Annotated in this window: 10 protein-coding genes; 6 read left to right on the forward strand and 4 right to left on the reverse strand. The window is 46.9% G+C overall.

Annotation, left to right across the window (positions count from 1 at the left end; all coding sequences use genetic code 11):
* Positions 1 to 93 precede the first annotated feature (93 nt).
* Together PIL01S_RS18695 and PIL01S_RS18700 are read right to left on the reverse strand one after the other, a co-directional pair.
* Positions 94 to 1,440 (reverse strand): MFS transporter, encoded by a 1,347-nt coding sequence (locus PIL01S_RS18695; protein ID WP_127538823.1) that lies wholly within the window; start codon positions 1,438 to 1,440, stop codon positions 94 to 96.
* 242 nt (positions 1,441 to 1,682) lie between these two features.
* The gene (locus PIL01S_RS18700; protein ID WP_127538824.1) at positions 1,683 to 4,334 is read right to left on the reverse strand and encodes a cation-translocating P-type ATPase; all 2,652 of its coding nucleotides are present in this window, start codon (positions 4,332 to 4,334) and stop codon (positions 1,683 to 1,685) included.
* Between the two features lie 446 nt (positions 4,335 to 4,780).
* Here PIL01S_RS18700 and hcp point away from each other — a divergent pair, with 446 nt between their 5' ends.
* The 3 genes from hcp (at position 4,781) to PIL01S_RS18715 (ending at position 8,742) form a co-directional block, all read left to right on the forward strand.
* The gene (gene hcp / locus PIL01S_RS18705) at positions 4,781 to 6,073 is read left to right on the forward strand and encodes a hydroxylamine reductase (RefSeq protein WP_127538825.1); all 1,293 of its coding nucleotides are present in this window, start codon (positions 4,781 to 4,783) and stop codon (positions 6,071 to 6,073) included.
* Between the two features lie 225 nt (positions 6,074 to 6,298).
* Positions 6,299 to 7,690, forward strand: a complete 1,392-nt coding sequence (locus tag PIL01S_RS18710) for a PTS transporter subunit EIIC (protein ID WP_127538826.1) — start codon at positions 6,299 to 6,301, stop codon at positions 7,688 to 7,690.
* Positions 7,691 to 7,953: 263 nt separating this feature from the next.
* Entirely contained in the window at positions 7,954 to 8,742 is a 789-nt protein-coding gene (locus tag PIL01S_RS18715; protein WP_127538827.1) for a collagen-like domain-containing protein, read from the forward strand.
* A gap of 470 nt (positions 8,743 to 9,212) precedes the next feature.
* Here PIL01S_RS18715 and PIL01S_RS18720 read toward each other — a convergent pair whose 3' ends face one another.
* Complete coding sequence (locus tag PIL01S_RS18720; protein WP_127538828.1) at positions 9,213 to 9,959, reverse strand: isoprenyl transferase; 747 nt, start codon at positions 9,957 to 9,959, stop codon at positions 9,213 to 9,215.
* A 155-nt stretch (positions 9,960 to 10,114) separates the two neighbouring features.
* On the opposite strand from PIL01S_RS18720, the gene PIL01S_RS18725 reads away from it, so the two are divergent.
* Positions 10,115 to 10,756 carry a hypothetical protein gene (locus PIL01S_RS18725; RefSeq protein WP_127538829.1) on the forward strand — a complete coding sequence of 214 codons (642 nt, stop codon included), beginning with the start codon at positions 10,115 to 10,117 and terminating at the stop codon, positions 10,754 to 10,756.
* Between the two features lie 207 nt (positions 10,757 to 10,963).
* Positions 10,964 to 11,734, forward strand: a complete 771-nt coding sequence (locus tag PIL01S_RS18730) for an SDR family NAD(P)-dependent oxidoreductase (protein ID WP_127538830.1) — start codon at positions 10,964 to 10,966, stop codon at positions 11,732 to 11,734.
* Between the two features lie 68 nt (positions 11,735 to 11,802).
* On the opposite strand, the gene PIL01S_RS18735 is transcribed toward PIL01S_RS18730, so the two are convergent.
* Positions 11,803 to 12,447, reverse strand: coding sequence for a TetR/AcrR family transcriptional regulator (locus PIL01S_RS18735; RefSeq protein WP_127538831.1), 645 nt, complete (start codon positions 12,445 to 12,447; stop codon positions 11,803 to 11,805).
* A gap of 164 nt (positions 12,448 to 12,611) precedes the next feature.
* Here PIL01S_RS18735 and PIL01S_RS18740 point away from each other — a divergent pair, with 164 nt between their 5' ends.
* Positions 12,612 to 13,154 (forward strand): CueP family metal-binding protein, encoded by a 543-nt coding sequence (locus tag PIL01S_RS18740; protein ID WP_127538832.1) that lies wholly within the window; start codon positions 12,612 to 12,614, stop codon positions 13,152 to 13,154.
* Positions 13,155 to 13,307: the final 153 nt, after the last annotated feature.

Raw genomic sequence — 13,307 nt, forward strand, 5'->3', positions numbered from 1 at the left:
CGTACTGAAGACGTACTGAAGCACACAAATAACCCGCATGCTGTGCGGGCTGTTTGTGTGTTCTTTTTGTATTTATCATTCTAAAGCATTCCATTAGTTGGCCGTACTACTCTGACTCTGTACAACTTCGGAATGAGAGGCTCTGTGATGCCACACAACGATAACAAGCGAGGCAAGACAGACGAAGAGCAGACATCCATAAACAACGTGATAGGCTTTCTCTACCGAAACGCCCGGGATGCTGTGTAACAGCAGTCCGCAGACCGCCACAGACATCGAACCACCGAAGAATTGAATCAGCTGAAGCATGCCCATACCTGCTCCGATCTGCGCTTTGGGCAGAATGCGGGACGTTTCGTTATTCAGTGAAGCCATGGAGGCGGAGAGTGCAGGCGAGAAAAAGAGATAGCCTCCGGTAATAATAAAGGCGGACTGATTCAGTCCGAGCATAAACAAGGCAAGTACAGCTGCAAGCAGTACATGTCCAATCATCAGAAAGCGCATGTTGCCGTAACGGTCGATCCATCGTCCCACGAAACGGGTACAAAAGGCCGCGACAATGGCTCCCGGAGCAATGAGCAAACCAATCGTGAGCGACGAACGTCCGAACAGGTCGGCAAGGACAAGCGGCATCAGAAACAGATTGCCCAGATTAACGACCAAAATGCAGAAGCCAATGAGAATCAAACGTGTATATCCTGGCGTTCGAAATACGTCTGGATTGACAAACGGAAGGCGTGCTTTGCGGATGTACCACATATGAGCCACAAGAGACAGGACACCGATGGCAAACCAGATCCAGGACTGCTGGGTAATCGCGACCAGAAGCGTGATGGCGTTAATGACCGTTAACACTGCCCCGATCATATCGAAAGGGTTCTCTGGTCTTGGTGTTTCACGCGGCAGGAAATAGAGCAATACAGGTAGTGCAAGCAGGACCAGCACGGTTATTGCAAAAAGACCATTCCATCCCCAGTATTCGCTAATGAGTCCGCCTACAATGGGACCAAGTCCAAAAGCCATGGCACTGCCTGAAGAGATGAGGGCAATGGCGGCTCCGCGACGTTCCAGCGGGATGTAGCGGCTGGCAATGACAAGACCTAGCCCGGCCATAACCCCTGCACCTGCGGATTGCAGAATGCGCGTCAGCAGCAGGACAGCGAAGCTATGTGCGAATAATCCGAGTAACGAAGACAAGCCCAGAATCAGCAGTCCAATCGTTAGCAGTTTGCGTACCGGGACCCGATCGGATAGTCGGCTGAAGATTACAGTCGACAATGCGTAACCGATAGAGTAGCTGGAGATGACCCATGAGCCCAGGTCGGATGTAATCTGTAAATCGTTAATAATGACGGGTAAGGATACATTAAACATGGTGGTGTTCATCACGACAATGAACAGACAGCATGTCCAGAGAGGCATTACAATTTTATCTTTCACGTTACCATTCCTGTCTATGGATTGAGTCAAGCTATATTGAAAATCAATAAATCATTTTACGCCCAAACTGCATATATGGCAATAATGTCATAAAAATTGAAGGGGTTCGCATCGGTGGAAAATGGGATGAAACAGATCGAAACAAACAAAAAACGATAGGCAAAGCCATGTGTTGTAGAAGTTGATTCCCTGCACCAAAAAAGACGCCCGTCTGAGGGCGCCTTAAAGGGTTGGAGTATTTTTTATGCTGGACTAACTGCTCTGCCGCGGTTGCGAATCCATTTGATGACATCCATCAGAATGACAGCGAGGAGGGCAAGGCCGCCTGCAACGAGGAACTCGTTCCAACCAAATGCATCCGGAATGGCGAAGATGCCGCGTACACCCGGAATCAAGGTGATTCCGTAGAGACAGAGACATACCAGAATGGAGCCAAGGACAAATTTATTCGTCGTGAAGCCCACCTGGAAGATGGTCTGTGTGTTGGAACGGGCTGCAAATGTTTGCAGACTCCGTGCCAGAATCAGGGTCGTAAAGGCCATCGCCACGCTCATTTCTTCAGAGATGCCAAGCCCAATATACTGGGATACAATAACAGCTGCACCGATCAATACACCACGTGTAATCACGGCTTGAAGCGTACCGCCGGCAAAGATGCCTTCATTAATATCTCGCGGCTTGCGCCGCATCACATCCGGTTCGGCCTTTTCCGTCCCCAGTGCAATGGCAGGCAGGGAGTCATTCACCAGGTTGATGAAGAGAAGCTGCAGGGCCGTAAACGGGTTCACCCATCCAACGATAAGTGCGAACAATATGGCGATAATGGCGCCAAGGTTACCCGCAAACAGGTAAGCAATGGCTTTTTTGATGTTATCAAATACCATACGCCCGACACTCACTGCGTTCACGATGGATACAAAGTTATCATCCGTCAGAATCATGGCAGCCGCATCCTTGGCAACATCTGTACCGCTGCCCATGGCTACACCAATGTCGGCTTGTTTCAGAGCTGGTGCATCATTGACACCGTCTCCGGTCATGGCTGCAATTTTGCCTTTGCGCTGCCATGCGCGCACAATGCGGATTTTGTTTTCAGGGGATACCCGTGCATAGACCGAAATGTGTTCAAGCTGGCGATCCAGCTCTTCATCCGACATTTTGTCCAGCTCAGCGCCAGTGATGGCGAGATCATCCGGGCCTGCAAGACCAATATCCCGTCCGATTGCCTGGGCTGTCGTTTTGTGGTCCCCTGTGATCATGATTGTGCGGATACCAGCCTTCATGGACTCTTCGATGGAGCCGTACACGGCTTCACGCGGTGGATCAATCATGGCTGTCAGACCAACAAGCGTCAGATCATATTCGTCTTCAGGTGTAACCTGCTTTTTGTCATCGAATTTCTTGTAAGCATAAGCCAGTACACGGAAGGCACGTTTGGAGAAAGCTTCGTTTTTCTCCTCGAATTGTGTGCGAATCTCAGCTGTAAGCGGCTGAACCTCTCCGTTCATGAACACATGAGTACACCTGCTGAATAGCACATCCGGACCACCTTTGGTTAATAAGGCCGTCTGTCCTTCGAAGGTATGCACTGTGCTCATCAGTTTCCGATCCGAGTCAAAAGGAAGCTCTGCTTCCCGCGGGAACTGGTCCCGAATTTCGTTATAGTCCTTGTTCACACGGTTACTGAAGGCGATGAGGGCTACCTCTGTGGGATCACCCAGCTCCTTGCCCTCCTGGTTAATATTCGAATCATTGCAGAGTACTGCAATATGTAACAAGCGTCGTTCCTCTTCAGACCACTGATCGGGATCGTCCGGGAATTCCTCTTTGGTGCCATGGGGGATGTAATAATCCACAACCGTCATCTTGTTTTGGGTAAGCGTGCCTGTCTTATCTGTACAGATAATGCTGGCTGAACCGAGCGCTTCCACGGCAGGCAGCCGGCGAATGATCGCATGCTGCTTGGCCATTTTATTCGTTCCCAGCGACAATACAATCGTCACGATGGAAGAGAGAGCTTCAGGAATGGCGGCGACGGCGACAGCAACGGCAAACATCAGTGCATTGATAATTGAAGGACCCAGATTGTCCGTGCCTTCGGTTAACCAGACACGTCCTGCCTCGATGGCGAAAATAAGAATGGACAGTCCCAGAATGAAAAAGCCCAGTTTTTTGCTGAAGGCTTCCAGTTTGCGCTGCAGCGGAGTTTCTTTGGCTTCAGCATTTTCAATCAATTCGGCAATCTTGCCGATCTCTGTTTTTAACGCGGTTCCGGTAATCACCAGAGTGCCCCGGCCGTATACGACCAGCGAACCGCTGAAGGCCATGTTGCGCCGATCACCGATGGGAGCCTCCTCCGGAATGGCATCTGCATGTTTCTCCGCTGCTTCTGATTCTCCAGTCAGCATGCCTTCATTGATTCTCAGACTACCGGATTCCAAAATCCGCCCGTCTGCCGGCACATAATCACCCGCATCCAATAAAACGATATCGCCGGGAACGAGTTCCCTGGCTGGAATAGTCTTTTTCTCACCATCACGAATAACTTTGGCTTCAGGAGCAGACATTTGCCTTAAGGCATCGAGGGAACTTTCCGCTTTTTTGGTCTGTACAACACTAATTACTGCATTTAGCAGGATAACCAAGAAGATAATCAGTGATTCAATAAGATGTCCGAGCACAACCTGTACACCTGCCGCAATGAGCAGCACGATGACCATGGGATCTTTGAAATTTTCAAGAAACAGTTTCCAGACAGGTGTTGCATTTTTGCCTTTTAACTCGTTATATCCTTCTGTCTCAAGTCTTTTTGCAGCTTCGGAGGCAGTCAGCCCCTTGGGGGAACTATCCAAGTCTTGAAGTGTCTCCTCAGCACTGTGTCTATAATGTTGCAATTGACCAGCTCCTTGATTAAATGGATTTCTTCTGTGTATTACCCTTACGGGCAAAATATAGAATCGTTTCATTTCCAACTTTTTTATGTTCACAGTATTTTTCATAAGTAGCCAAGATATGCCTCTTGTTCAATTTATTTATTTGCAGTGATGTACGGTTACGTGCACCACTGCATTAATATCACATGCAACAGCGAAAAGGACAGGTCAAATTAAGCGGTAGCCGGGGAGGTAACTCTCCGGTTTTTCTGATCTCGCGAATCTGTGCCTGAGTTAAGCACTGATTGGATGATAGTCTTGGAGGGGAAACAATAGGTTCAACTATTTGCTAATTTTGACTATAAGGTGTCGAATGATAAACTGTGTCCGCCATCACACTTGGTCCCCTGCGGGTTTGTTACGCTGTTACCAGTGAATGAAATCGAATCACGTTGGAGGGAACAGATATGTTTTGTTATCAGTGTGAGCAGACACCGAGTGGTGGATGTACAGTAGTTGGGGTCTGTGGCAAAAATGAAACGATAGCCAGTCTGCAGGATACCATGATTTTTGCGTTGAAAGGCATAGCGGCTTATGCAACACATGCTCGGCAGCTGGGATATCATGATCCGGAAGTGGATCGAATTACATATGAGGCCCTGTATATGACGTTGACCAATTCCAATTTTAATGTGCAGGAACATCTCGATATGGCCATGCAAGTAGGGAACGCGGCAATCCGAATTATGGACGTGCTGGATCGTGCGCACACCGAGAGATTCGGCATACCGCAGCCCATCACCGTTTCGCAGAACCAGATTGAGGGACAATGCATTGTAGTGACCGGACATAACTTGTATGCGCTGGAAGAGCTTCTTCGCCAGACCGAAGGGAAAGGCATCAACATATATACACATTCCGAGATGCTGCCTGCTCACGGGTACCCGGAACTTAAGAAATATGCCCATCTGAAAGGCAATATCGGCAAAGCCTGGTACGATCAGCGCAGATTATTTGAACAGTTTCCGGGTGCCATCCTTGCGACCACAAACTGTGTCATGCCTATCAAAGGTACATATGCCGACCGATTCTTCTCGTATGAAGTCGCGGGTCTTGAGGGTGCAGCCAAGATTATGAATGATGATTTCACTCCTCTAATTGAACGCGCGCTTTCCCTGCCAGCAGCAGACGTTAAGTCTGAGCAGGTACTAACGACGGGGTACCATCATGAGACGGTAATCGGACTCGCTCCAGAGATTATTCAGGCAGTCAAAGATGGTCATATCCGTCGTTTCTTCGTTATTGCTGGCTGTGATGCACCTGGAAAGGGCGGAAACTATTATCGTGAGCTAGCGACTTCACTGCCTAACGATACCGTGATTCTAACCACATCATGCGGTAAATTCCGCTTCAATGATGTGGATTACGGTACAGTCGGGGATACAGGAATTCCCCGTTATATCGATCTGGGGCAGTGCAACAACTCCGGTTCAACCGTGAAAATTGCAATGGCTCTTGCGGACGCATTTGGCTGTTCGGTAAATGAGCTGCCTGTCAGCATTGTCCTGTCCTGGTTTGAGCAAAAGGCTGTGGCGATCCTGCTGGGGCTGTTCAGTCTTGGTATTCAGGACATTCGAATTGGACCCAAACCGCCAGAATTTATCTCGGCTGGAGTATTGGATGTGCTTGTTGACATGTTTGGCTTGAAGCTGATCACAACAGCAGAGGAAGATATGAACGCCATGCTGGCGTTGTCATAGGGTGCCAGAAATTGAATCAATCATAGAAGATTTTGGAAGAGCCTGCGGAAGCAGGCTTTTTGCTTTCTTAAGGTGAGTTTAGGTCCATGTACCCTGCTTATATGGTAATGAAATGAAAGGAAAATTAGTTTGAATATCCTATTGAAGTTTGATCATGGAAATGGGTATATAGATAAGGGCACATCATAAAACTCGGGTTTACCGCAGCATAAGGAGAAGGTACATATGAATGACAGGCAATTCGAAGAGATCTTGAAACTTGCAGGTGGAAAGGAAAACATAAGACAAGTCACGCGGGAAGAGCAGGCAACGGTACTTATTCTAGAAAATAACAGTAAAGTGGATATGTCAGCATCTGCTGCTACCGATCTTGAAGTAACAATTCGGATAACAGGTGCAGAATGTCGCTTGGTGATTAAAGATGAATCCTCCTCTTATTACCGTCTGTTAAGGGACATGGGTACGCCAGAAAGCATGCGCGATCATCCCGAACGGAAAGAGGAGCATACATACCGCAAATCGTTTTCAATATTAGAGTTTATATCCGATGTGTTTAGACCCATAATGCCTGCCATTTTGGGAGCGGCGGTCTTCAAGATTGTGCTTGCAGTCATAACACTGATTAGTACGTACGGTTTTTCGGAACCCTCATCCTTCCTACAGAGCCAGACATTTATGATATTGAAATCCATTGGGGATAGCGCCTTTTATTTGCTGCCTGTATTGGCAGCTATCAGTACTGCCCGGCAGTTAAAGAGTAATATCTACGTTGCAGCAGCTATCGGCGGATTGATGTTTTACCCGCAAATGAGTTATTTACTGTCAGGTCAAGAGGAAGTTCATTTTATGGGTATGCCCATGGTTTCGGAGGCAGCCTTTTTCTCGGCTCCGCTCTGGATGATTCTGACGATCTCTGCTGCATCTTATGTAGAAAAAGCCGTTGAACGATTCAGTCCCAAGATGCTGCAGGGCATTCTGGCTCCGGCATTAACATTCGGAATTCTGGTCCCGCTGATCCTGCTGGTGCTGGGCCCACTAGGTTCGTGGATTGACAAGCGAATGCCCGCTGCCGTCGATTCCTTGCTCACGGATGCACCGGTCGTGGCTGCGATGCTGCTGGGAGCGGCATTTGCATTAATGCTGTTTGCCGGATTGCATTATTGGCTCGTTCCCCTGATGCTGAATGAGCTGATGACCAACGGATTTTCCGTGATCATTCCTGCGATGTTTGTTGCATTTACTGCTCAGGCGGGGGCAGCACTGGCTGCGGGACTGCGCAGCAGACAGACCGAGTTCAGAAAACTTGCATTCTGGGCAACCGGAACGGCTCTTTTGGGTGTTCCGGAGCCTGCAATCTATGCCGTCAATATGAGAAGGAGGGCTTCTTTTTATGCAGCGCTTATTGGTGGTGCTATCGGCGGACTCTACTTCGGTATTGTATCGGTAAAATCCTTTGCTTTAAGCGAATCAGCAGGCCTGCTTCAAATTCCGGCATTCATGGAAGATGGTACGCTGAATATGATTCATACGTGTGCCGGGCTGGTTTTAGCCTTTTTTGTCTCAGGTGCACTCACATACTGGCTGACAGATAGGTCAATGAAGAACAAACATGTATAAGCGTAATGCTTCTCATAAGTGGTTTAAATAGTATTCTTTGCAGTTAAGGTTTCCGTGTATTTAAAAGCTCTTCCATACTTTCAATATGTAACAGAAGGAATTCTACAAATTGAATCCACCTGTATAAAGCCTGAATATTGGATTACAATATAGACAACTTTCCTCATAATGGGCCCTGTAATTTTCTGAATTATAGTTAGTTGTCTACGCCCCCAGTGATTACTGCACATAGTATGTGGAGAAATATCACGGAGGTGAGTTAATTGATCAATCGTCATGGGAAACGGATTTGTAGACGTAAATTCAAAAAACATGTACATTGCGGTGTGAAGGTTAAGGTATTGAAGGTTAAACCTAAGGTTATAGTTAATGCACCACAAGGCGTACCAGGGATTCCTGGTCCACTAGGACCGATAGGTCCCAAAGGGGCCACTGGTGCTCAAGGGATACCGGGGCCAGTCGGATTGCAAGGAATTCCTGGTATACAAGGACCTGTGGGTCCGGCTGGTGCGGTCGGAGCAGTGGGCCCAGCTGGCCCGGTTGGCCCTGCAGGTCCTTCTGGCCTCGTGGGTCCAGCTGGTCCTGTCGGTCCTGTCGGCCCTGCAGGGGCAACTGGAGCAACAGGTCCTGCCGGTCCAACAGGGGCTGGAATCTCCGATTTCCTGAGTGTTTTCCGAGCTGATCCCGGTACAGGTACGGACACCGTTCCAGGAAACTCGCCAATAACTTTGACTGGGGTATTGGCTAACGTGGGTGGTGCCTTTACCTTCGTGCCGCCATCTTCAACGATAACCATCAATGAAACAGGAAGTTACTTTATCTCTTTCTCCATTCATAATCAGGGCGATGCCGATTTCAACCTCACAGTAAACGGAACGCCTATAACCCCCGTGCCTTTCACAGGTAATGGCGGAGGCCCAATCTCTGCTGAAGTTATTATTACGGTCACAACAGTTCCGACAACGATCCAACTGGTAAATGCGAATGCAACTCCTGTACAGTTGCATAACAATCTGAATACCACGGTGACTATTCTGAAATTGACTCCTTAATGTCGATTCACAATATAGTCTATGTCAGCATAAAAATTAAAGTTTATGCCTTTTATCCAGTCCATAAGTCTATTTATTGAGATGGTATGGACGGCTTGGAATTCGGGAGCAGCGGGATGTTGTAGCTAAAAGACATCACCGCTGCTCTTTTTAGTTCCGAAGCCGAGACCTTAGAATTAGGGGGAGTAGAGCCTGAATTGGGCGAATAGTTTATCGAAGGAATCTCGTATGAACCTCTGATCCTTTAATCGGGTTATGGGGGACAAGCTTAATGGGTTTGAAGCAGTTATGTCTGGAAGAGATCAACTGGGACAAATTCGGAAATCATGGATGGAGTACTTCGAGACTGGCTTCTGCAAGTGAGAGAGTTACCACAGTATATGGTGCAAAGTTTGGAGTGTTACGGTGAACATTGCTAAAAATGTGCAAAAGAACAAGCAGCTCCCTGAAGATTTGAATGGAACCTCGAATTATTCCAACGCTCGCATCTTGCGCTGTTGATAATCAAGCATGGCTTCATATAGCAATTGCTCGTTAAAGTCCGGCCACATGACATCCGTAAACCACAGCTCGGCGTAGGCAACCTGCCATAATAAGAAGTTGCTTAGCCGTTTCTCCCCGCTAGTCCGAATCAATAGATCCGGTGCTGGATTTTGTCCGGTATACAGAAACTTCTCAAGGTCCTGTTCAGAGATGTCCCGCACGTTTTTGTTTTCTTCAATACATAATTTAATAGCTTGGACGATATCGCTTTTCCCGCCATAGTTCATGGCGAAGTAAACGGTCATTCCACGATTGGCCCGGGTTAGTTCAACCACCTTGCGCATCGCCTCTTGTGTTTCAAGAGGAAATTTGGATATATCACCGATGAAATCCACCTTAATACCATGTTGATTGAGTTCCTGAACGGTCGTATCCTGTACAAATTCGACGACCAGGCTAATGATATAATCTACTTCCTCTTTAGGCCTTTTCCAATTTTCCGTAGAGAATGCATAAAGGGTGAGAGAGGAGATCCCGTTTTGGTGGCATATGCTTATCGTTTCGCGCATCGTCTGCATGCCAGCATAATGTCCAGCACTTCGGGGAAGTCCTCTGCGCGTGGCCCAGCGCCCATTTCCATCCATCATAATGGCGATATGCTTAGGAAGGTCACCGTTCCAGTCTATCTTATTCCTGATATCATGATCTTCCTTATGTACACGGAGCCATTTCAATGTATATTCCTCCTACATGGTCTGCTTGGAGAACAATTCTGTCTGGTCTAATGAGTAATAAATCTGTTGTCCACCACGGTTTCCAGAATTTATAATTATTATATAGGAATGGATTGGAAGTTCAAACGAAAATCGTAAGAAAGGAACGTGCCCGTATGTCCGCATGGACTGATCTTTTTGAGAATAGAACACATTCGCTCGTTATGTATCCACATCCTACAGACTATTCATCGCCTAGTTGGATTGGGGGGAATGCACCTGCTTACTTTGATCATAACGCCGCATTCGCATTTCTGCGTGAGCAAAATTATCTGTTTTATCTCAGTGTGACTCTTCCTGATACAGACTCTATGGAACCTGTCCCAGGCCAGGGGATGATCTCTGTATTTGTACCAGCAGAATATGAGAGATACCTTGAGAACAATAGATATCCAACCTGTGATATCCAGGTGTTTCAGCATCCTGTTTCCCCTGAAAGTGCACTGGAGACCTACACCAATCCTGCATTGGTTAAGCACAGCCTAACAGAGTGGACATGGATTGAAAATGGGGCTGCAGCAGATGAGCCATGTTTGGTTAGAATTGGAGGCACACCGAGATTCATTCAGCAAGAGGACAGTTACTTAACAGCTCTGCATCATGATGGATACGACTTTTTCATCCAGATTGACGAAGATGGTTATGTGGATGGAATGGTTGAAGAATACGTCTTTGGTTATGGGGCCCTATATTTGTTCGCCAAGTTCGATGACGGGAAAATGACCGATCCCCTCGCAGGATGTTGGCAATATTCGTAGATTTGAAGTCAAAACAACATATCTCGTCTATATTGTGGATTATCATCTATGAAGTAAACAGATCCCTATCTATCTATTGGTTATCCCACAAAAGCCTGTCCATTTGCTGATTGAAAGAGCTTTCATTTCATCCGTATACTAAAGGAGTCAACGAGTTGGATGCCTTCAATAGGCGTTCATCTTCTAAGAAGGAAAGGATGATATGAAATGGGCAGATTAACTGGAAAAGTTGCAATTATAACAGGTGCAGCGAGCGGCATGGGATTGGCAGGGGCTCAATTGTTTGCCAAAGAAGGGGCTAAGGTTGTCGCTACTGATGTGGCTATTGAAGCTCTGGAAGAACAGGTGCAGCACATCGTGGCAAGTGGCGGAGAAGCCACCGCGCTTAAGCTGGATGTGTCGAGTCCTGAGTCGTGGAACGCTGTTGTGAAAGAAACAGTAGCAAAATACGGAAAAATAGATATTTTGGTTAATAATGCCGGAATTCACATAGCCAAGGGGATTTTGGAGGCCGAGCTGGAAGATTGGGAGAAGGTCATGTCCATAAATGGCACAGGGGTATGGCTGGGGATGAAAGCCGTTATTCCTTACATGCAACAGAATGGACAAGGCTCCATTGTTAATACATCGTCCATCGCTGCAATTATTGGCGGAATTGCAGACGCTCAGGGCGCAGCCTATAGTGCTTCCAAAGGCTCCGTACGTTCACTGACCAAACATGGTGCACAGTGGTTTGCGAAAGACAACATACGGGTTAACTCTGTACATCCAGGTGCTGTATTTACCGGCATGGTGGAAAAAGCAGGCATCAAGTCTCAAGTGGAGATGGGGGAGAATTACAAAAATCTCGCGCCTTTGCCTCCGCATGCCGGAGAATCCATGGATATCGCCTATGCCTATCTGTTCCTGGCTTCAGATGAATCGAAATTTATTACAGGCGTTGAGCTTCCTGTCGATGGCGGCTGGATTAGTAACTAGACAATATGATAATAGGGCAGCTATTCGGAGGTACCACTCTCATGTTGAATGAGAGCTGGTACCTCTTTTTATATGGACAAGCCTGGTTTGTGACGATGGACCGGGGCCAGATTCGAGCGATAAACTTCATTCGAGCGATTCATACGAGTAAATTCCAATAGCTGCTCTGCCATGTAAGTGGAACTGTATTTGAAGTTGCTCTGTACCCAGCCTGTAATCAGACCCAAAACGGCATTAGCCTGATAGCAGGCAAGGAGTTCCTTGTCGATCCTGGGATCCGGAGACATATCCGTTACGTCCTGCAGGTAGAGGGTAATGAGCGTTTCATAGAGAGTATCCCGAAATCCCATAGGCATATGGGATTGAACAAGCAAGGTATAAAAGCTGGCATTGACAAGAACATGGTCGAAGATTTTGATGGCCGATGCGTTCAAATCCTTGATCTCAAAATCATGGTAATGCTCATAAGGAGCCCGGTAGGCGGCTATCAGGTCATTGATCACATCGGTCAAAATCTCGCGCAGCAAGTCTTCTTTGTAAACGTAATGTTTGTAAAACGTACTGCGATTCAAATCAGCCGATTTGACAATATCGGTGATGGTAATGCTCTCCAGCGGTTTGCGTGACATCCATTCCAGCAAGGAAGCCTTTAGCGCCTGTTTGGATTTGTAAATTCTTCGATCTGTGTCTGATTCCGAAGCAGATTTATGCATATACACACCTTCCTATGCTTATCAATAATACTTCTAATATGCTGCTGATTTTTTTATGCTACAAGACAAATATGTGAAAATCTGGTGACTTTATGGTGTACATAGCCCATGGCGTGGCATTCTCCATTATAATAAACCAAAACGGACGAGGAGATGAACTCCAGTTGAGAAAAGGAATACTTATTACAGCCTTATTCATTACAGTCGTTGGCTTAGGAATATACCTTATCGCTGATAATATGCTAAAAAAAGAAGCAGGCCCTCCTGAATCAACCAATGTTAAGGAATTGATATACGATATCAGTACGGGTAAAGTCGAAACAAAATCGGCCTCCATTAATGCTACCCAGTTGGTCGTTACCGGCAAGGATGATCAAACGAAAACCTATAATCTGCCTGAAGAGGAGTTTTTCCTTTCGATTGCGCCTTACGTCGAGCTGACTCACCCATGTGCCATTCATAGCCTGACGGGTTGTCAGGGGGAAATGAAGAACAAAGAGTTCCTGGTCACGATTCATGACTCAGAAGGTAATACGTTAATGAAAGAAGAACCGATAAAAACCGGAAAGAATGGCTTTATGGATCTGTGGGTACCGAGAAACAGAACATACTTGGTCCGTATTGTACATGACGGGAAGGTCGCGGAATCCCAGCTTTCCACATATGAGCAGGACAATACCTGCATTACTACAATGGAACTGAACTAACATTTGCATTCCGTTAGAATTGGGGCACGATTATACACGATGGAAGGCGCGCACGGTAGATGAAGAATACTGCAAATCTGGCATGTCATGATGCTGGTTGAGAAGAGTCCATGGATAACCAGGGGCTCTTTTTCTTTTTATCCCCATAAATAG

The organism is Paenibacillus illinoisensis NBRC 15959 (genome assembly GCF_004000925.1).
Lineage (GTDB): Bacteria > Bacillota > Bacilli > Paenibacillales > Paenibacillaceae > Paenibacillus > Paenibacillus illinoisensis.